General features: G+C 72.4%; 15 protein-coding genes. 2 read left to right on the top strand and 13 right to left on the bottom strand.

Going from position 1 to position 18,874, the window contains the following annotated elements:
• Nucleotides 1-26: 26 nt before the first annotated feature.
• The 10 genes from NBW76_RS02675 to NBW76_RS02630 all read right to left on the bottom strand — a co-directional run bounded on the left by NBW76_RS02675 (nucleotide 27) and on the right by NBW76_RS02630 (nucleotide 13,840).
• Nucleotides 27-1,634, bottom strand: coding sequence for a metallophosphoesterase (locus NBW76_RS02675; RefSeq protein WP_156364899.1), 1,608 nt, complete (start codon nucleotides 1,632-1,634; stop codon nucleotides 27-29).
• A 114-nt stretch (nucleotides 1,635-1,748) separates the two neighbouring features.
• Nucleotides 1,749-3,854 (bottom strand): AAA family ATPase, encoded by a 2,106-nt coding sequence (locus NBW76_RS02670; RefSeq protein ID WP_056556756.1) that lies wholly within the window; start codon nucleotides 3,852-3,854, stop codon nucleotides 1,749-1,751.
• A gap of 116 nt (nucleotides 3,855-3,970) precedes the next feature.
• Nucleotides 3,971-4,717, bottom strand: a complete 747-nt coding sequence (locus tag NBW76_RS02665; protein ID WP_056556759.1) for an enoyl-CoA hydratase-related protein — start codon at nucleotides 4,715-4,717, stop codon at nucleotides 3,971-3,973.
• 11 nt (nucleotides 4,718-4,728) lie between these two features.
• Nucleotides 4,729-5,892: an acyl-CoA dehydrogenase family protein gene (locus NBW76_RS02660; protein WP_055962600.1), complete on the bottom strand. Its 1,164-nt coding sequence runs from the start codon at nucleotides 5,890-5,892 to the stop codon at nucleotides 4,729-4,731.
• A complete protein-coding gene (locus NBW76_RS02655; protein ID WP_056556762.1) occupies nucleotides 5,889-7,868 on the bottom strand; it encodes a biotin carboxylase N-terminal domain-containing protein in 1,980 nt (659 codons plus the stop codon). The genes NBW76_RS02660 and NBW76_RS02655 overlap by 4 nt, the downstream gene beginning before the upstream one ends.
• 29 nt (nucleotides 7,869-7,897) lie before the next feature.
• A complete protein-coding gene (locus NBW76_RS02650) occupies nucleotides 7,898-9,487 on the bottom strand; it encodes an acyl-CoA carboxylase subunit beta (RefSeq protein WP_371876627.1) in 1,590 nt (529 codons plus the stop codon).
• 10 nt (nucleotides 9,488-9,497) lie between these two features.
• The gene (locus tag NBW76_RS02645; protein ID WP_082482062.1) at nucleotides 9,498-10,652 is read right to left on the bottom strand and encodes an acyl-CoA dehydrogenase family protein; all 1,155 of its coding nucleotides are present in this window, start codon (nucleotides 10,650-10,652) and stop codon (nucleotides 9,498-9,500) included.
• Nucleotides 10,649-12,415 carry an acyclic terpene utilization AtuA family protein gene (locus NBW76_RS02640; protein ID WP_056556765.1) on the bottom strand — a complete coding sequence of 589 codons (1,767 nt, stop codon included), beginning with the start codon at nucleotides 12,413-12,415 and terminating at the stop codon, nucleotides 10,649-10,651. Before NBW76_RS02640 ends, NBW76_RS02645 begins: the two co-directional genes overlap by 4 nt.
• Complete coding sequence (locus NBW76_RS02635; protein WP_056556768.1) at nucleotides 12,412-13,242, bottom strand: TIGR03084 family metal-binding protein; 831 nt, start codon at nucleotides 13,240-13,242, stop codon at nucleotides 12,412-12,414. The genes NBW76_RS02640 and NBW76_RS02635 overlap by 4 nt, the downstream gene beginning before the upstream one ends.
• A 1-nt stretch (nucleotide 13,243) precedes the next feature.
• Nucleotides 13,244-13,840 (bottom strand): TetR/AcrR family transcriptional regulator, encoded by a 597-nt coding sequence (locus NBW76_RS02630; protein WP_235493072.1) that lies wholly within the window; start codon nucleotides 13,838-13,840, stop codon nucleotides 13,244-13,246.
• Nucleotides 13,841-14,006: 166 nt separating this feature from the next.
• On the opposite strand from NBW76_RS02630, the gene NBW76_RS02625 reads away from it, so the two are divergent.
• Both NBW76_RS02625 and NBW76_RS02620 read left to right on the top strand, forming a co-directional pair.
• On the top strand, nucleotides 14,007-15,821 hold the full coding sequence (locus tag NBW76_RS02625) for a DUF3352 domain-containing protein (RefSeq protein ID WP_056556770.1): 1,815 nt from the start codon (nucleotides 14,007-14,009) through the stop codon (nucleotides 15,819-15,821).
• Between the two features lie 52 nt (nucleotides 15,822-15,873).
• Nucleotides 15,874-16,278, top strand: a complete 405-nt coding sequence (locus tag NBW76_RS02620) for a VOC family protein (RefSeq protein WP_056556773.1) — start codon at nucleotides 15,874-15,876, stop codon at nucleotides 16,276-16,278.
• Between the two features lie 18 nt (nucleotides 16,279-16,296).
• Here the strand turns inward: NBW76_RS02620 and NBW76_RS02615 are convergent, their stop codons facing one another.
• From NBW76_RS02615 to NBW76_RS02605, 3 genes are all read right to left on the bottom strand, one after another.
• Nucleotides 16,297-16,674 (bottom strand): hypothetical protein, encoded by a 378-nt coding sequence (locus NBW76_RS02615; RefSeq protein ID WP_056556775.1) that lies wholly within the window; start codon nucleotides 16,672-16,674, stop codon nucleotides 16,297-16,299.
• Nucleotides 16,675-16,713: 39 nt separating this feature from the next.
• Nucleotides 16,714-17,997 (bottom strand): alpha/beta hydrolase, encoded by a 1,284-nt coding sequence (locus NBW76_RS02610; RefSeq protein ID WP_082482063.1) that lies wholly within the window; start codon nucleotides 17,995-17,997, stop codon nucleotides 16,714-16,716.
• A 106-nt stretch (nucleotides 17,998-18,103) separates the two neighbouring features.
• Complete coding sequence (locus tag NBW76_RS02605; protein ID WP_056556782.1) at nucleotides 18,104-18,760, bottom strand: SIMPL domain-containing protein; 657 nt, start codon at nucleotides 18,758-18,760, stop codon at nucleotides 18,104-18,106.
• Nucleotides 18,761-18,874: the final 114 nt, after the last annotated feature.

The raw sequence follows: 18,874 nt of genomic DNA, 5'->3' as shown, positions 1-18,874 counted from the left end.
GACAACCACCCGGCGCCCACCGCGGGTCACGGCTGGACGGGCGCCTCCGGGTCCTCCTCGTCGGCGGTCGGGTCCTCCGTGGGATCCGGCTCGGCCGGCGTCGGAGCCGACGTGAGCGGCAGCGGCGTGTAGTCGCCGACGTCGATCACGCCGGCGGGCGTGAAGGTGACGACCTGCAGACCGACCGGCGCACCGTCGGCGTCGAAGGTGACGAGCGTGACCTGGGCGTCGCGGCGCAGGCTGCTGCCCAGCGCGATCGGCAGCACCGCGCCGCCGGTCGAGCCGGTGGTGAGGCGTGTGGTCGTGGCACCGTCCGGACCGGCGATCGCCTTCGGCCCCACCTGGTAGTGCAGGTGACCGGTGAGCACCAGGTCGACGCAGCCGCTGCCGGCCACCTCCTTCGCCGACGCCCACGAGTGCACCGCGAGCACGCCCACCCGCTCGCCTCGTTCGTCGGCCTCGCACGCCACGTCGCGCAGGGCGGTGTCCTGGTCCGACAGCGCGGAGTCGCGGGTGGCCGCGTCCTCGGTGTAGCCGGTGATCTTCGTGCCGCGCGGGTCGGTCTCGCCCAGGAAGCGCACCCCGCCGACCTCGACGGGCTCGGCGTCGAGCACGGTGAAGCCGTTCTTGCGCATCTGCTCGACGGTGGGGTCGGCGTCGTGGTTGCCGCCGACGGCCACGACGTCGAAGCCGTCGAACTCGCGGGCGAGGGAGTTGATGCTGAAGTTCTCCCACTCCCCGCCCTGCGACGTGTCGTCGCCGAGGTCGATGAGGAGCTCCGCCTGCGCCTGGTCGGCGATGCGGCGCGCGACCGGGTCCATGCCGATGTTGTCGTGCCGGTCGGTGACGACCAGGGCCGTCTTCTCGCCCTCCTCGGGCCGGCGCACGCTCACCTGCTGGGCCTGCTCCTCCAGCGCGCCGTAGAAGCTGACGGAGTCCTGGTAGAGGTAGAGCGCGCCCTCCACGAGGGCCCGGCTGCTCGTCGTGGCGCTGCCCTGCGCCAGCTCGAGCCGGTCGAGCACCGGGTCGGCCGGCAGCTGGGGGAAGATCTCGCGCACGCTCGACCACGTCTGCTCGGGAGCGTCGTCCTGGCGCTCGGGAAGGGTCACCAGCACCAGGGAACCGACCACCACGACCGACGTCGCGACCGCACCCGCCACCTGGCCGCGCGACGGCTGCACGGCGTCGCGGCGGATCCGGCGACGTCGGTCCTCGCCGACCGCCCGCCACGCCAGCACCACCACGGTGACGGCCAGCACGCCGACACCGACGCCACGCAGCGCCGCCTCGGCAGCCATGTCGGTCACGGCTGCCGTGACCTCGCGGATCTCACCCTGGGGCTGCGCCGCGATCGCGGCGTCGCGCTGCAGCAGCTCCTCCAGGCCGACGGCGTCGGAGTCGCCCAGGCGGATGTCGACACCGAGGCCGACGGGTGCATCGACGTCGACCCGGGCCTTCGGCAGCAGCGGCCCGAAGTCGAGGGTCGCGTGCCCGTCGAACGCCGGGCTGACCACCGCCTGGTGCGCGCCGATCGTGAGGTGCCGCTCGCTGTGCACGAACGTCGAGGACGCGACGGGGAGACCGGCCAGCACGGCCACCGCCAGCAGGGCCACTCCGACCAGGATCCTTCGCACGGCACCACCCTAGGAGGGACGTGCCGGTCCCACGGGCCTAGGCCATCCGTTTCGGACAGTTCCGGGGCACTGTCGGGGTCCGGACCGCCCCGGAAGTGTCCGAGACGGAGGGACTCAGGAGACGCGGGAGAGCCAGGTCTGCGTCGTGCCGACGGTGGTGAGCAGCTGGGTGGCGCGAGTCAGGACGACGTAGAAGGTGCGCCAGCCGGCCTCGGACTCGGCGACGATCGCGTCGGGCTCGACCACCACCACGGCGTCGAACTCCAGGCCCTTGGTGTCGAGCCCGTCGAGCACCCGCAGCCGGTCGTGTGCGGCGAGCTCGCCGGCGAGCCGCTCCCGCAGACGGGGCAGGTCGGCGCGGGCGGCCACGACCGCCACCGTGCCCTCGACCCGCTCGAGCATCGTGGCGACCTCCGCGGCGGTCGCGTCGAGCAGCACTGCGTCGGCCACCCACTCGTGACGCGGCGCCTCCCCCGTCTTGCGCACCGCCTCGGCGAGGTCGGCGCCGGGGATCGCGACCTGGGCCACGTCGGCCGCGAGCTCGTAGATCTCCGCGGAGTTGCGGTAGTTGGTCGACAGCCGGAACCGGTGCTCGGGCTTGCCCTCCAGCGCGGTGGACCGGGCGGCCGCGGCTTCCTCGGGGTGCGGCCACGACGACTGGGCGGGGTCGCCGACGATCGTCCAGCTGGCGTACCGACCGCGACGTCCGAGCATGCGCCACTGGAGGGGCGACAGGTCCTGGGCCTCGTCGACGAGCACGTGGGCGTACCCGTCGTCGTCGATGCTGGTGGTGGAGCGCAGCTCGTTCTCGACCTCGCGCTCACGTCGCTCGAAGCTCATCAGCTGGCGCGGGACGTCATGGTCGTCGTCGTCCTCCGGCGGGACCTCGCCCACGAGGTAGCGCAGCTCGTCGATGAGCGGCACGTCCTCGATGGCCGGCACGCCCGCCTGCCACGACGCGACCATGGCGTCGAGCTCCTCGGCCGAGAAGGCGCCGTTGGCCAGCTCGCGCACCCGTCGGGGCAGCGTGCGCCACAGCTCGACGGCCTCGACGGGCGGCCACCAGGCCTCCACGAAGTCGACGTAGCGGTAGTCGGTCGTGAGCGTGTCGAGGAAGCCCTCCTCGCCCTTCTCGAGCGCCCGCTCGCCCTCGACCTGCTGCCACAGGGCGCGCGCCACGGCGGCCGGGGCCTTCGCGTAGGCGCGGTTGCGCGGCAGGTTGGCCAGCAGCCCGCGCCGGATGTTCGCCAGCTTCTTGGCGTCGAGGACGAGCACGTCGTCCTTGTAGAAGTAGCGGAACGACGTGGGCTCGCTCGGCTGGGGCGACGTGGCGAGCCGGCGCAGCACCGGCAGCATGCGCGACGAGCCCTTCGCGGCGGCGGCCTTGGGCTCGTCGTGCTGCAGCGCCCGAAGCCCGTCGACGACCTCGCCGAGCGAGCGCAGCGTGACGGCCGTCTCGCCGAGGCTCGGCAGCACCCGCTCGATGTAGTTCATGAACACCGACGAGGGCCCGACGACGAGCACGCCGCCGGACTCGAAGCGTCGCCGGTCGGTGTACAGCAGGTAGGCGGCGCGGTGCAGCGCGACGACGGTCTTGCCGGTGCCCGGGCCGCCGCCGATGATCGTGGCGCCGCGGCTGGGCGCCCGGATGGCCTCGTCCTGCTCCTTCTGGATGGTCGCGACCACGGAGTGCATGGTGCTGTCGCGGGCGCGCGAGAGGCTGGCCAGCAGCGCGCCCTCGCCCACCACGACCATGTCGTCGGGGGCGTTGTCGCCGTCGAGCAGGTCGTCCTCGACCCCCACCACGGTCTTGCCCGAGCTGCGGAGCACCCGGCGACGCACGACGCCGGACGGCTCCTGCGCGGTGGCCTGGTAGAACAGCGCCGCCGCAGGGGCGCGCCAGTCGATGAGCAGGATCTCGCGGTCGGCGTCGCGCACGCCGATGCGGCCGATGTAGCGCGCCTCCCCCTCGAGCAGGTCGAGCCGGCCGAACACGAGACCGTCGTGGGCGGCGTTGAGCGCCGTCAGCCTGCGCGTGGCCTGGAAGACCATCGCGTCACGCTCGACGAGGCCGCCCTCGTTGCCGACGTGGCCCCGCGCGAAGCCCTCGGTGACGAGTGACTGGGCCACCTTCGTCGACTCGTCGAGACGGCCGTACACGACGTCGACGTACGCCTGCTCCGCCGCGATCTCGGCGGCGGCCTGCTGCTCGGAGGACACGCTTTCCTCGGCTCTCGTGGGTCTTTCTGCGAACTACCCATCCTAACGACCTGGGCGCCCAGGCATTCCCTCAGCCCGCAGGTGTTGGCCGAAACGTCACCCACCGCGGCGCAGGCTCAGCGCTTGCGCTGCAGGAAGGCCGTCATCGCCTCCCGGGCCTCGTCGCTGCCGAACAGGCGCGCGGACTGCTCGGCCACGTCGGCGCCGAGCGCGTCGATGCGGGCCACGAGGTCGTGGTTCAGCAGTCGCTTGGTCTCGCGCAGCCCCTGCGGATAGCCCTGCACCAGGTCGGCCAGCACTGACCCGACCGCGTCGGCGAGGTCGGCGTCGGGCACGGCCCGGGTGACCAGGCCGGCGGCCTGCGCCTCCTGGGCGTCGAAGGTGCGGCCGGTGAGGAACAGCTCGGCCGCGGCCCGGTCGGAGAAGCGCTCGAGCAGCGTGAGCGAGATGACCGCGGGCGCCAGCGCCAGCCGGACCTCCGTGAGGGCGAAGGTGACCGACTCCGCCGCGACGACCACGTCGGCTGCTCCCACGATGCCGAGGCCCCCGGCCCGCACCGGGCCGGCCAGCTCGACCACGACCGGCGTCCCGGCGGTCGCGATCTGGCGCTGCAGGGCGACGATGGCCCGCGCGCCCTCCTCCATGCCGCCGCTCGCGGCCTCCGAGAGGTCGGCCCCCGAGCAGAACACACGGTGCGCGGACCGGACCCGGATCGCCCGGACCGCCGGGTCGGCGTCGGCGCGCTCGAGCCGGTCGGCCAGCTCGGTGACCAGCTGCCGGCTGAGCGCGTTGCGGTTGTGCTCGCTGTCGAGCGTGACCGTGGCGACCGCGTCGGCCACCTCCAGGTGCACCAGCTCTGCCATGACCGCTCCTCTCAGTAGGACTTGGGCAGGCCCAGGGAGAACTGGGCCACGAAGTTGAGCGCCATCTCCTTGGACACGGGGGCGATGTTGCTGAGCCGCGACGAGGCGACGGCCTGCACGAGGCCGTACTCGAGCGCCAGGCCGTTGCCTCCGTGCGTCTGGATGGCCTGGTCGACGGCCTTCGCCGCGGCCTCGCCGGCGGCCACCTTCGCCATGTTGGCGGCCTCGCCCGCACCCATCAGGTCGCCGGCCGCGTAGAGCGCGGCAGCCTTCTGGGTGAGCAGACGCGCCATCTCGACGTCGATGTGCAGGCGGGCGAGCGGGTGGCTGATGGCCTGATGGGCGCCGATCGGCTTGCCCCACACCTCGCGCTCCTTGGCGTAGGCCACGGCCTTGCGGATCGCCCAGCGGGCCGTGCCGGTGGCCATCGACGCCGCCATGATCCGCTCGGGGTTGAGACCCGCGAAGAGCTGCTCCAGACCGGCGTCCTCGTCGCCGACCAAGGCATCGGCGGGCACGCGCACGTCGTCGAAGAACAGCGTGAACTGCTTCTCCGGGCTCACGACGCCCATCTCGATCTGCTGCTTCGTGAAGCCCTCGGCGTCCGTGGGCACCATGAACAGCGCGGGCTTGAGCTTGCCGGTGCGGGCGTCGGAGTAGCGCGCGACGACCAGCAGGTGGCTGGCCTCGTCGACGCCGGAGATGTAGGTCTTGGTGCCGTTGAGCACCCACGTGCCGTCGTCGTCCTTCCGGGCGTTCGTGACGATGTTGTGGGAGTTGGAGCCGGCGTCGGGCTCGGTGATGGAGAAGGCGTACGTGGCGGTGCCGTCGGCCAGGCCGGGCAGCCAGCGCTCCTTCTGCTCCTGCGTGCCGTACTGCGCGATGGTCGTGCCGACGATCGCCGGGCTGACCACCATGAGCAGCAGCGGGCAGCCCGCCGTGGCCAGCTCCTCGCACACGGCCGCGAGGTCGCCGATGTCGCCGCCACCACCGCCGAACTCCTCGGGGATCGAGACGCCGAGGTAGCCGTTCCTGCCGGCCTCGGCCCACAGCTCGGTCGTCTTGCGTCCCTCCGCCGCGGTCTCGTGGAAGTACTTCTCGCCGTACTTGGCGCCCAGGGACGCGACGGCCTTGCGCAGCTCCTGGCGCTCCTGGGTCTCGGTGAACTGGCTCATGAGAGGTTCCCTTCGATGGTTTCGATGACGGCGAGGACCGCACCGGACTCGACCTGCTGGCCCGCCGTGACGGCGAGCTCGGTCACCACGCCGTCGACGGGCGCGGTGATGGTGTGCTGCATCTTCATGGCCTCGAGGACGACCACGACGTCGCCCTTCGTGACCTGCTGGCCGGCCTCGACGCCGACCTGCACGACGCTGGCCGGCATGGGAGCGAGGAGCGAGCCCTCGGCGACGACGTCGGCCGGGTCGACGAACGTGGGCACGACGTCGAACGACAGCGACCCGGCGGGCCCGTCCACGTCGACGGTCTCGTCGGCCACGGTCACGCGGTAGGTCTCCACGACGCCGTCCGCCTCGAGCACGACGTGTACCGCCTGCCGCCCACGGCCCGGCACCCCCGCCGGGGCCGTGGACACGTCCACGACGTCGGCGACGTCGCTGACGAGCCGCCGACCCTCGGCGCGGTACTCGATCGTGAGCTCCTCGGTCCCGAGCAGCAGCGAGCGGCGCCGCGGCTGGCTCGGCACGTTGCGGAACGCGGTGGGGATGCGGCCCAGCACGGGCGACGACGTCGACGCGGCGCGCGCCTGCGCGAGCACGGCGGCCAGGGCCGAGCGCTGCACCGCGGCGTCGTCGAGGAGGGGCTTCGTCCAGTCGGCGATCCGCTCGGCGAGCAGGGCGGTGTGCACCCGGCCGGCGACGAACTCCTCGTCGGCCAGGACGCCGCGCAGCAGACCCACGTTGGTGGTGAGCCCGTGCACGCGCGTGCGGCGCAGGGCGTCGTCGAGACGTCGGACCGCCTGGGTACGGTCGTCGGCGTAGGCGACCACCTTGGCGATCATCGCGTCGTAGAAGTGCGTGACGACCGAGCCGGACTCCACCGCCGAGTCCGTGCGCAGACCCGGCCCGCTGGGCACCTCGAAGGTGCGCAGGGTGCCGGTCTGGGGAGCCCAGTCGTCGCCGGCGTCCTCGGCGTAGAGGCGCACCTCGATCGCGTGGCCGGTGGGTCCGGTCGGCTCGTCGGCCGGCAGCGCGTGACCCTCGGCGACCGACACCTGCAGCGCGACGAGGTCGATGCCGAACACCTCCTCGGTGACGGGGTGCTCGACCTGCAGGCGGGTGTTCATCTCCAGGAAGAAGACGCGACCGTCGTCGGCGTGACCGTCGGACACGAGGAACTCCACGGTGCCGGCGCCGACGTAGCCCACCGCCTCGGCGGCGTTGCGAGCCGCGGTGTGCAGGGTGCGACGGACGGCGTCGCTGAGGTTCGGCGCGGGCGCCTCCTCCACGACCTTCTGGTGCCGACGCTGGATCGAGCAGTCGCGGTCGCCGAGGATCCAGGTGGTGCCGTGCGTGTCGGCCAGCACCTGCACCTCCACGTGGCGCGCCGTCGGCAGGTACGGCTCGACGAACACGGTGTCGTCGCCGAATGCCGACGCCGCCTCGGCCGCGGCGGCCGTCAACTCGCCCTCGAGGTCCTCGGCGCGCTCGACCACGCGCATGCCGCGTCCACCGCCGCCAGCCGACGCCTTCACCAGCAGCGGGAAGTCGCCGGGCTGGGCGGTCTCGGGCTCGATGCTGAGGATCGGCACGCCCGCCTGGGCCATGATCTCCTTGGCGCGGATCTTGCTGCCCATCGCGTCGATGGACTCCGGCGTGGGGCCGATCCAGACCAGGCCGGCCTCGGCGACGGCGCGCGCGAAGTCGGCGTTCTCGGACAGGAAGCCGTAGCCGGGGTGGATCGCGTCGGCGCCGGCCCGACGCGCGGCGTCGATCACGAGGTCGGCGCGCAGGTACGTCTCCGTCGGGCTGTTGCCCACCAGGTGCACCGCCACGTCGGCCTCGGCCACGAACGGCGCGGAGGCGTCGGCGTCGGAGTGCACGGCGACGGTGCGGATGCCGAGGTCACGGCAGGTGCGGAACACCCGGCGCGCGATCTCCCCTCGGTTGGCCACCAGGACGGAACGGATCATGGAAGGACTCCTGTGCTGCTCGCTCGTGCTCAAAGCCTGAACACCCCGTAGCCGCGGGCGCCCTCGACGGGTGCGGTGTGGATCGCGGAGAGGCAGATGCCGAGGATCGCGCGGGTGTCGCGGGGGTCGATCACGCCGTCGTCGTAGCCCATGCCCGACGTGAAGTAGGCGAGGGACTGCTCCTCGATCTGCTGCTCGACGTAGTCCTTGACGCCCTGGAACCCCTCGGCGTCGAACACCTGGCCCTTGGACTCGGCCGACTGGCGCGCCACGATCTCCATGACGCCGGCCAGCTGCGCCGGACCCATGACGGCCGACTTCGCACCGACCCAGCTGAACATGAACCGCGGGTCGTAGGCGCGGCCGCTCATGCCGTAGTGGCCGGCGCCGTACGAGGCGCCCATGACGACCGACAGGTGCGGAACCTTGGAGTTGGAGACGGCGTTGATCATCTGGGCGCCGTGCTTGATGATGCCGCCCTGCTCGTACTCCGCGCCCACCATGTACCCGGTGGTGTTGTGCAGGAAGAGCAGCGGCGTGTCGGTCTGGTTCGCCAGCTGGATGAACTGCGCGGCCTTCTGCGCCTCGGCGCTGAAGAGCACGCCCTGGGCGTTGGCCAGGATGCCGATCGGGTAGCCGTGCAGCTGTGCGTACCCGGTGACCAGGCTCGAGCCGTACAGCGGCTTGAACTCGTCGAACTCGCTTCCGTCGACGAGGCGGGCGATGACCTCGCGCGGGTCGAACGGGACCTTGAGGTCGGTCGGCACGATGCCCAGCAGCTCCTCGGCGTCGAGCACGGGCTCGGCGTAGTCGGTGCGGGGGTCCGAGCCCTTCTTGCGCCAGTTGAGCCGCCGCACGATCTGGCGGCCGAGGCGGATCGCGTCGTGCTCGTCGACGGCCAGGTAGTCGGCCAGCCCCGACGTCTTCGCGTGCATCGAGGCGCCGCCGAGGGACTCGTCGTCGGACTCCTCGCCCGTGGCCATCTTCACCAGCGGCGGACCGCCGAGGAACACCTTCGCTCCACCGTCGACCATGACCACGTAGTCGCTCATGCCGGGGATGTAGGCGCCACCGGCGGTCGAGTTGCCGAACACGAGGGCCACGGTGGGCCGTCGGTCCTCGCTGGCGCGGGTGATGTTGCGGAAGCTCGCGCCGCCGGGGATGAAGATGTCCTTCTGCGTCGGCAGGTCGGCGCCACCGGACTCGACCAGGTTGATCGTCGGGAGGCCGTTCTCCTCGGCGACCTGCGCCGCGCGGAACCCCTTCTTGACGGTGACGGGGTTCGACGAACCGCCCTTCACGGTCGGGTCGTTGGCGACGATCATGCACTCGACGCCCTCGACGACGCCGATGCCGGTGACGATCGAGCCGCCCACGGTGAAGTCGGTGCCCCAGCCGGCGAGTGCGCCGAGCTCCAGGAACGGGGTGTCGGCGTCGAGCAGCAGCTCGATGCGCTCGCGGGCGGTGAGCTTGCCGCGGGTGTGGTGGCGCTCGACGTACTTCTCGCCGCCACCGGCGAGCGCCTTGGCGTGCTGCTCGCCCAGGTCGGCGACACGCTCCAGCATCTGGGCGCGGTTGTCGGCGAACGTCGCCGTCGTCGGGTCGATCGTGGTCTTCACAGCAGGCCTCTCAGTAGCCCAGGAGCTTCGCGGACAGGTCCTTCATGACCTCGGTGGCGCCGCCGCCGATGCCGAGGATGCGGGCGTCGCGGTAGTGGCGGTCGATCTCGGACTCACGCATGTAGCCCATGCCGCCGAAGATCTGCACGGCCTCGTGCACCACGTGCTCGACGGCGGCCACCGAGACGTTCTTGGCGGTGACGGCGTCGAGGATGAGCGACGGGTCGGTCTTCGGCGTCTCGAGCGAGCGCTCGAGCGCCTGCCGGGTGAGGGCGCGCGCGGCCGCGGTGCGGGCGTGCATCTCGACGAGCTTGTGGCGGATCACCTGCCGGGCGATGAGCGGCTTGCCGAACGTGTCGCGCTCGCGGGCGTACGCCACGGCGAGGTCGAGCGCGCGCTGCGCCGTGCCGTACGCCTGCACGGCCAGCCCGAGCCGCTCGCCCACGAACTGCTGCATGACGAGGTAGAAGCCGCCGTTCTCCTCGCCGACCAGGTTCTCGACGGGGACGCGCACGTCCTCGAAGGCCAGCTCGGCGGTGTCGGAGCAGTGCCAGCCCATCTTCCGCAGGCTCTTGCTCACGGTGAAGCCGGGCGTGTCCTTGTCGATGACGAGCAGCGAGATCCCGGCATGCCCCTCACCACCGGTGCGGACCGCGGTGGTGACGAAGTCGGCCCGGACGCCCGACGTGATGAACGTCTTGGCGCCGTTGACGACGTAGTGGTCGCCGTCGCGCACGGCGCGGGTGCGGATGTTCGCGACGTCGGACCCGCCGCTCGGCTCGGTCACCCCGAGCGAGCCGATCTTCTCGCCGGCCAGCGTCGGCCGGACGTAGGCGTCGATCAGCGCTGGGTCACCGGCGTCGATGATGTGCGGCACCGCGATGGAGTGGGTGAACAGGCTGGCCTGCAGACCGGTCGAGCCGCCCGCGGCCAGCATGGCCTCGGTGACGACGCACGCGTCGAGCGAGTCGCCGCCCGCGCCACCGACCTCCTCGGCGTAGCCGACCGCGAGGAAGCCGGCCTTCGCGGCGGCGGCGTGCAGCTCGCGCGGGAGCTGCCCGTCGTCCTCCCACTGGGGCAGGTGCGGCACGATCTCGCGCCGGGTGAACTGCTCGACGGCCGTGCGCAGCGCCTCGCGCTCGGGGGTCGTCCACAGGTCCGTCATGGTCGGGCTCCTTCGAGGAGGGTCAGGGGGACGGCGGTCACGCGGGCGCGCAACCACTCGCCGAGGGCCTTCGCCTGGGGGTCGAGCCGGGTCGACGACGACACGCCCTCCCCCAGCAGCCCGTGGATCACGATGTTCACGCCGCCGAGGTTCGGCAGCGGGTGCACGTCGACGTCGAGGTCGGCGGCCTCGGGCAGCATCGCCTGGACCCAGCCGGGGTTCACGACGCCGAGCAGCCACGCCACGGCGTCGTCACGTCGGGGGTGCTCCGCGGGGACCCACAGCCCGACGTTCGCGTCGCCACCCTTGTCACCCGAGCGCGCGTGCACGAGCTCGCCGAGCGGGACGGCGCGGGTGTCGCCGAGGTCGGGCGCCGGAGCGGGTCGGGTGGACGAGCCCTGCTCGGGATCGGCCGTGCCGGTCGGCGGGGCGATCTCCTCACGCGTCCCGTCCGGGTGCACGACCACGTGGGGCACCTCGGACTGCGGCACGTAGGCCGGGCGGTAGACGCCGAAGGGCGCGCCGCGGCCGGGCGGGGCGGTCAGGGTGAAGCCGGGGTACGACGCCAGGGCCACGTTCACGAACGCGTCGCTGAACGTGCGACCCACCGGCTCGGGCCGGGTGCTCTTGGCCACGCAGCGCAGCAACGAGGTGGCCGCGGCCTGGGTGGGCGGGTCGAACACGTCGGTGCGGTCGAGCGTCCACACCAGCGCGTCGGGCGGGTCGGACTGCAGCGCGTCGGTGACCTGGCGGCGCACCCAGGCGGCCTTCGCCTCGATGTCGAGCCCGGTGAGCAGCAGCTCCACGCTGTTGCGGAAGCCACCGATCAGGTTGAGGCAGACCTTGGTGATGGCCGGCGGGGGCGTGCCGCGCACGCCCGCGATGCGCACGCGGTCGGGGCCGTCCTGCGTCAGCTCGACGGTGTCGAGGTGCGCGACGACGTCGGGGTTGAGGTACGCCGGGCCCTGGATCTCGTAGACCAGCTGGGCGGTGACGGTGTCGACGGTGACCGCACCACCGACCTCGCGCCCCTCGCCCCCCCGCCCCTCGACGCCGGCGTGCTTGGTGACGACGCTGCTGCCGTCGGCGGCGACCTCCGCGATCGGGAACCCCAGCGGCGCGGACGTGTCGAGGCTGCGGAACCCGCTGAAGTTGCCACCCGTGGCCTGCGTGCCGCACTCGATGACGTGACCCGCCACGAGCGCGCCCGCGAGGGCGTCGAGGTCGTCGCGGCCCCACCCGTGGGCGTGGATCGCCGGGCCCATCACCACCGAGGCGTCGGTGACGCGACCGGTGACCACGACGTCGGCGCCGGCCTCGAGCGCGGCGGCGATGCCGAACGCGCCCAGGTAGGCGTTGACGGTGAGCGCGTCACCGGGCAGGTCCAGCTCGGCCGCGCGGGCCTTGAGGTCGTCGCCCTCCACGTGGGCCACGCGCACGTCGAGCCCCTGGGCCGTCGCGATCTCGCGGATCCGCTCGGCGAGCCCGGCCGGGTTGAGCCCGCCCGCGTTCGTGACGACCTTGACGCCCTTCTCGAGCGCGAGCGCGAGACCGTCCTCGAGCTGGCGCACGAAGGTCTTGGCGTACCCGGTGGACGGGTCCTTCATCTGGTCCTTGCCGAGGATCAGCATCGTCAGCTCGGCCAGGTAGTCGCCGGTGAGGTAGTCCAGGTCGCCTCCCTCGAGCATCTCGCGGAAGGCCGACAGCCGGTCGCCGTAGTAGCCGGAGCAGTTGCCGATCCGGGCCGGCCGGTCGAGGGTCATGCGTCCCCGCCGTCGGTGCCCCGCTCGGCCAGGGGTCGGGGGTCGTTGCCGGGCAGCCCGGCGAACGCCTGCACGATGTCGAGCCAGTGGTCGGCGTCCGCGCCCTCGGCACGCACGTCCACGTCGTCGCGGTGCCGACGACGGGTGGCGAGCAGCGCGAAGTCCCACGCGTCGCCGGTCACGCGCTGCTCGGCGTCCTCGGGACCCCAGGTCCAGGTGTCGCCGCCGGGCGCGACCAGCTCCACCCGCACGTCCGACGTCGGCAGCTCCTCGCCCCGCATCAGGTGGGCGAAGCCGCGGGTGCGCACGCCGATGTGGCACACGTGACGCACGCGGTCGGTGCGCGGGACGTCGACGCCGAGCGCCTCGGCCACGTCGTGCGCGTGGGCCCACGTCTCCATCACGCGAGCCGTGGCCATCGACGTGGGGCTCATGGGCGGGCCGAACCACGGCACCTTCTCGCCGGCGGGCACGGCGCGCAGTGCCTCGGCCAGACGGCGCCGACCGTCGCGCCACTCGTCGATCAGCGTCGGGACGGGCTTGGCGGCCCAGCTGTTCGCGCCGTCGTCGACGAAGCCGCTGGGGCTCTCGGCCGCGGCCTTCATCCCCGCACCGAAGGCCTCGGGGTCGGTGAGGGCCGCGAGCGAGGCCTGGTCCGTCCAGGCCAGGTGTCCCACCTGGTGCGCCACCGTCCATCCCTCGGGCGTGGTGACGGCGCCCCACTCCTGGACCGGCAGGTCGGCGACCCAGCCGTCGAGCTGGTCGCTCTCGGCCGCGAGGTCGGTCAGGACGGCGGCGAGCCGGTCGTCGGGTTCGGTCGGCGGCATGTCAGCGCTCCAGTCCGGCGTCGAGGGTGACGGCCCAGGCGTCGAGCACGGCGGCTCGACGTCGGCTGTCGTCGGTGAGGGTCCCGGCGAGGCCGAGGCCGCGCAGCAGGTCGAGCGTGGCCTGGACGAGGGCCCGGTTGCTGCCGCGGTCCTCGTCGACGCCGAGCAGGTCGACGGCGTAGGCGTGGGTCTCGCGGCCGACGCGGCGCTCCAGCGGGCCGACGGCTCCGCGCAGCTCGGCGTCGGTGCGGGCGGCCACCCACAGCTCGAGCGCGGCGAAGAACACCGGCGACGTGAACTGCTCGGCCAGCACGTCGAGCACGGCCCGGGTGCGGCCGACGTCGGGCAGGGCACGCACCGCGTCGGCCATGGCGTGCCGGCGGCGCTCGGTCAGGTGCTCCACGGCGCCGACCACGAGGGCCTGCTTGCTCGGGAAGTGGTGCAGCTGCGCACCCCGGCTCACCCCGGCGCGCTGGGAGACGACCGTCGTCGAGGTGCCGGCCCAGCCGAGCTCCACCAGGGAGTCGACCGTGGCCTCCATGAGCCGCAGCCGCATGGCAGCGGTCCGCTCGGCCTGCGGGGTGCGGGTCGTGGTCACCCGGACATCCTGCGCCGCACCACAACAAACAGTCAAGTCTGTTTGTTAGTTCCTCGGGTGTGACGCAGTCCTGGGACGCACGCCCAGGAACAGGTCCAAGGGCCCAGGACCCGGGCGGCGCGCCGTCGATAGCCTTCGACGGCACACATCCCCCTGGAGGACCCCCATGAGCGACGACACCCCCACCAGCCCCCAGCCCACGGCGCAGCCCACACCGCCTGGGGACGGTGCCGCCGACGCCACCGTCGTGCAGCCCGCGGCGACCGGGACCGAGGGCGCGGCAGACGGGTCCGGCGGCGCCGGCAAGAAGATCGGGTTCGGCATCGCCGGTGCCCTGGCCGTGGCCGCGATCGGTGGCGGCGCCTACGCCTTCACGCAGCTCTCCGGCGGCGGCACCCAGCCCCACGACGTGCTGCCCGCCGACACCGTCGCCTACGTGCGGCTCGACCTCGACCCGTCCGCCAGCCAGAAGGTGGACCTCTTCCGCCTGGCCAAGCGCGTGCCGGACCTGTCGAAGGAGCTGGGCATCGAGGACGAGGACGACGACCTGCGCAAGCTGGTGCTCGAGGACGCGCTCGGCGACTGCAAGGACGTCGACTACGACCGCGACGTCGAGCCGTGGCTCGGTGAGCGCATCGGCCTCGGCATCGGCTCCAACTTCGAGGACGAGGAGGAGGTCATCCGCATCGCCGTGCAGGTCAGCGACGAGGACGCTGCGAAGAAGGGCATCGCCAAGCTCTTCGCGTGCAACGACGAGGATTACGGCATCGGCTTCCTCGACGGCTACGCGATCGTCACGCCCTCCCAGAAGAGCGCCACCGCCGCCGTGAAGGCCGCGGAGAAGAAGCCGCTCGCCGACGTCGAGCAGTTCACCGCCGCGCAGGACGCGCTCGACGAACAGGGCGTGATGTCCGGCTGGGTCGACGTGAAGAGTGGTGTCGAGGCCGCGAAGAAGGCGGGCATCGACAAGGAGCTCGGCGGCGACGCGGCCGAGCTCGACCAGATCACCGACGAGGTGAGCAGCGTGGCGTTCGCGCTGAGCGCGTCGTCCACCTCGCTGCACTTCGACGCCGTCGCCCGACAGGGCGACGAGCCTAGCGAGGTCCCCGAGATCCGCGGTCTGGGCGCCCTGCCCGAGGACACCGTGGTGGGTCTGACCGTCCCCGGCGGCGGCAAGGCCGTGGAGGAGAACTGGGACGAGCTGAAGTCGGGCGTGCAGGACCTGCTCGAGCTCGGCCCGGCGCTCGGCTTCGTGCCCGGCCTGTCCGGCGGTGCCGCCGCCGGACCGGTCGGACCGCCGGTGGAGTTCGACGCGGACGCCTATGCGGCCGACCCCGAGGGCTACCAGCAGGAGTACCTCGACCAGCTCGAGCAGCAGTCGTCCGGCGGCGGCCTCGGAGGCTCGCAGGCCCCCGACGTCGAGGACACGCTGGCCGAGATCGAGCAGACGCTCGACGTGACGCTGCCCGAGGACCTCGTGACCCTGCTCGGTGACGCGTTCACCGTGTACGTCGGGTCCGAGGGTCTGGAGACCCTCGCGAGCGCCCAGGGTCCGTCCGACCCGTCCGAGGTGAGCACCGGGCTGGTCATGGAGGGCGACGAGGCCAAGGCCTCCGACCTGGCCGGGCGCCTCGTGGCGACCGTCCAGAAGCTGGCCGGCGTCGAGATCGCCACGGCCGACGGCGACGACGCGGTCTCGCTGGCCACGTCGCCCGAGGTCGCCGAGTCGCTCGTGAAGGACGGTGGCCTCGGCGGCTCCGACCGGTTCTCCTCGGTCATCGACGAGGACGCGAAGGGCGGCGGCCTGTTCGTCGACGTGAGCACCATCCTCGACACCGTCGAGAACGCCGAGCCCGACCTGGCCGAGGACGAGGTGTTCACGGGCCTGCGCAACATCGAGGCGGTCGGCATCAGCGGCACGCGCCCCGACGACGGGTACCGCGGCTTCTCGCTCGCCGTCGCGTTCACCGAGAAGAAGTAGCACCGGCACGCACGGGCTGGACAGGAGACGGGGGTGCGGCGAGGCTGACGACATGACGTCGTTCGTCTCCCACACCTCCGTCGACTGCGCCGACGCCTATGCGCTCAGCGAGTTCTGGAAGCAGGTCCTCGGCTACGTCGACGTCGAGGGCGACCCCAACGAGCCCGGCCACGAGGAGTGCATGATCCTCGACCCGGGATCAGGCCACCACCTGCTGTTCATCGAGGTGCCCGAGGCCAAGGCCGTGAAGAACCGGATCCACCTCGACCTGCGACCCCGGTCGGGGACGCAGGCCGACGAGGTCGCCCGGCTGGTCTCGATCGGCGCGACCCAGGTCGCCGACCTGCGGGGCAAGTACGGCCCTGGGACGGGCTGGGTGGTGCTGGCCGACCCGGAGGGCAACGAGTTCTGCATCCTGCGCTCGGAGGCGGAGAATGCCGCGCGCGACGAGGACTGAGCTTCCTCGGCGCGTGTCCTAGGTGCCGGGTCGGTCCTTCAGCACGGTCACGCGGTGCAGGAGCGGGGTCCAGCGCGGACGGTCCGCCGTGGTGAGGGCGAGACCCGCGCACACCACCACCGTCGCGGCCCACGCGCCGGTCAACGTCACCGTGACGGCCTCGTGCAGGTCACGCGGCAGCACGTTGATCGTCAGGACGACCAGCGCCACGACGACGAGCCCCGCCAGGGAGAGGTCGATCGCGCGGCCCACCGCGTCGGTCCACGACGCCTGCCGGCGGGTGCCGAGATAGGCCGCCACGGCCAGCAGCACCACGAGGCTCAGCAGGTCGATGCCCCGCGCCAGCGACACGAGCGGCAGCAGCATGATCGCCGCCTGCAGCCATCGGGGTCTCACGGCGCCATCGTCCCAGACGTGGTGCCCCAAGACGACCCGTCAGCCGGCCTGGAAGAACCAGCGACGCCGACCCTCCCCCACGAGCTCACCCTCGATCACGTCGACCTGCGGTGCCGACTGCTCCTCGACGACCTCGCCGGAGATGGACTCCTCGTGCTGCGGGTCGTCGTGCTGGGTCGGATCGGCCTCGTGCTCGGTGGTCGAGGCCTCCCCGACCGCGCGCCGGGCGAAGTCGGCGGCGAGTCGCAGGGCCTGCCGGCTCTCCGGCAGGGTGTCGGCCAGGACCGGGAACGCGTGCACCTGGCCACGCCACAGGTGCGTCTCGACCTCGACGCCGCGCTCGGAGAGCATCAGCGCCATGGCCTCCACCTCGGGCCGCAGCATCTCGTCCTCGACCGCCACGAAGAAGGCGGGCGAGCTGATGTGGTCGACGGCGTCGAGCGGCGACACCTCGCCCTCGATGACCGCGCCCTCGGGGACCCACCGCTTGCGGATGAGTGCCACGCGCCCGATCGGCAGGTAGGCGTCACGCACGCGGGAGACCCGGGCGACGCCCTCCTTGTCGATGCGGTCGGGGTCGAGGCTCAGCAGCGGCGAGAAGGTGAGCAGCGCCGCGGGAGCCGGTAAACCACGACGGTGGGCCAGCTCGGCGATCTTCATGGTCAGGTAGCCACCGGCGGAGTCGCCCGCGACGACGATCTTGTCGGGGCGGTCGCTCATCTCCACGAGCGCCTCGTAGGCGGTGATGGCGTCGTTCACCGAGTCGGCGACCGATCCCTCGGGCAGCTGCACGTACTCGACGGAGATCACCGTGGCGCCGGTGTAGAGCGCGAGCCGCTCGCAGATCCGCCGGTGGGTCTCGATGCCGCACGAGAAGAACCCGCCACCGTGCAGGTAGAGCACGGTCATCTCGCTCTCGGGGCCGTAGCGGTGCGTCATGGACTCCACGTGCACGCCACCGAGCTCGAACGAGACGGGCTCCACGTAGCGCGAGCGCGGGCCGCGGGCCGACAACCGGTCGAGGGAGCGCAGAGTGGTGAGGGTGCGGTCGTTGAGGGGTGCCAGCCGCAGGAGCGGCTTGAAGACGAGCCGTGCGGTGCGGCCCAGGAACCGGCTCTTGAGGCTGACCGACTCGTGCACCACAGCCTCGTCGTAGACCACGCGCATGGGACGGGAGCCGAGCGGAAGCACGTTCCTCGCTCGTTCGGCGACCGCCACGACCGGCGGCAGCGGACGGGTCCGGGTGGTCTCGTCAGCGGTCGGCGACGAGCCGCCGGGCAGGAGCAGGTCGCGCAGGCGACGTGCCAACGAACGTAGGGACATGCCTCCACCGTACTCCCGGTATGGGTTCGGGGCCAGGAGCGTCGTCACACCCGGACGGGATGTTTGCGCAGGTCAGCGCACGTGCACGCCGAGCCGAGCGGGGAGATCACTCCGCCTGGAAGCGGGCGTCGACCTCCACGCGGATCACGATGTCGGCCGGCACGAGGTCGAGTCCGGCACCGCCTGCGTCGGCCGAGGCCAGGGCGAAGGCACGGGGCTCGCCGTGCCCGGGATCACCGGGCCGGTCGAGCATGCCGGGGTCGGCCAGCTCGAGCGCGGTCACCCGGCCCCGTCGCACCGCGTCGGCGTAGGACTGGGCCTTGGTGACGGCGTCGTCGACCGCCGCCTTGCGCACCTCGGCCTCGTGGACCCGTCGGCTCTTGACTCCGAGGTCCCACTCGAGGCCCTGGACCTCGACCCCGGCCTGGCCCGACCAGTGGTCGACGAAGCCGCTGAGCCGCTCGAAGTCGACGAACTCGGCGAGCACCTGCACCTGGGCGCTGTGCACCAGGTCGTCGGAGCGACGGTCGTCGACCCACGGGTGCCGGCTGAAGACTCGGACCTGGTCGCTCGACCACGTCCGCACGGCGCCGAGGCTCACGAGCTCGCCGAGCTGGGAGCGCAACGGCTCCTGCAGCGCCACGGCGCGGTCGCGCACGTCCTGACGCTCGGCGCCCTCGACCACGACCTCGAGCCGCACGAGGGCGCGCTCGGCCGGGAATCGCCCCTCGGCGGAGCCTCGGACCGTGATCTGCACACCCATTCCCCCATCGTGCCGTTCTCGTGGTGCCTGCGCGTCCTTTCGCCGAGACCGGACGGCGGCCTTCTCCTTCGGAAGAGGCACGATCGCCAAAACTCTGACGCGGGCCGCGTCGTG

The organism is Aeromicrobium sp. Leaf245 (assembly GCF_942548115.1).
In the GTDB taxonomy this organism is placed as follows: Bacteria; Actinomycetota; Actinomycetes; order Propionibacteriales; family Nocardioidaceae; genus Aeromicrobium.
The sequence above is the reverse complement of the archived record's forward strand: the minus strand, read 5'-3'. Positions and strand labels throughout refer to the sequence as shown.

Coding starts and splice junctions, on each gene's coding strand:
- NBW76_RS02665 (WP_056556759.1), bottom strand. CDS start 4,717: ATGGCAGAGCTGGTGCACCTGGAGGTGGCCGACGCGGTCGCCACGGTC.
- NBW76_RS02660 (WP_055962600.1), bottom strand. CDS start 5,892: ATGAGCCAGTTCACCGAGACCCAGGAGCGCCAGGAGCTGCGCAAGGCC.
- NBW76_RS02655 (WP_056556762.1), bottom strand. CDS start 7,868: ATGATCCGTTCCGTCCTGGTGGCCAACCGAGGGGAGATCGCGCGCCGG.
- NBW76_RS02645 (WP_082482062.1), bottom strand. CDS start 10,652: ATGACGGACCTGTGGACGACCCCCGAGCGCGAGGCGCTGCGCACGGCC.
- NBW76_RS02640 (WP_056556765.1), bottom strand. CDS start 12,415: ATGACCCTCGACCGGCCGGCCCGGATCGGCAACTGCTCCGGCTACTAC.
- NBW76_RS02635 (WP_056556768.1), bottom strand. CDS start 13,242: ATGCCGCCGACCGAACCCGACGACCGGCTCGCCGCCGTCCTGACCGAC.
- NBW76_RS02625 (WP_056556770.1), top strand. CDS start 14,007: ATGAGCGACGACACCCCCACCAGCCCCCAGCCCACGGCGCAGCCCACA.
- NBW76_RS02620 (WP_056556773.1), top strand. CDS start 15,874: ATGACGTCGTTCGTCTCCCACACCTCCGTCGACTGCGCCGACGCCTAT.
- NBW76_RS02610 (WP_082482063.1), bottom strand. CDS start 17,997: ATGTCCCTACGTTCGTTGGCACGTCGCCTGCGCGACCTGCTCCTGCCC.
- NBW76_RS02605 (WP_056556782.1), bottom strand. CDS start 18,760: ATGGGTGTGCAGATCACGGTCCGAGGCTCCGCCGAGGGGCGATTCCCG.